Source organism: Phytoactinopolyspora endophytica, from assembly GCF_004138495.1.
GTDB classification, from domain to species: Bacteria; Actinomycetota; Actinomycetes; order Jiangellales; family Jiangellaceae; genus Phytoactinopolyspora; species Phytoactinopolyspora endophytica.
Genome location: NZ_ML142863.1, coordinates 50720 through 50949, shown reverse-complemented (window position 1 = coordinate 50949; position 230 = coordinate 50720). Strand labels below are relative to the sequence as shown.

Below are 230 nucleotides of genomic sequence, written 5' to 3'. Positions count from 1 at the left end.
CCACGTCGTCACCGGACATCACCACCTGCCCGCGGCGCAGGACGGTGGCGCGGTCGCAGCCACGAAGCACCTCGCCGAGCCGGTGCGTCACGATCACCACAGCCCGCCCCTGATCGGCGAGTGTGCGGCAGAGCTCCAGCAGCCGGTCCGCCTCGGCGTCGACGAGGACGGCCGTTGGCTCGTCGAGGATCAGTATCCGGGCATCGGCGTCGAGCGCACGCAGGATCTCC

At 71.3% G+C, this 230-nt stretch carries 1 pseudogene; it reads right to left on the bottom strand.

The features are described 5' to 3' along the window. Positions 1-230, bottom strand: a pseudogene (locus ELR45_RS35750) (ABC transporter ATP-binding protein); the annotation flags it as partial.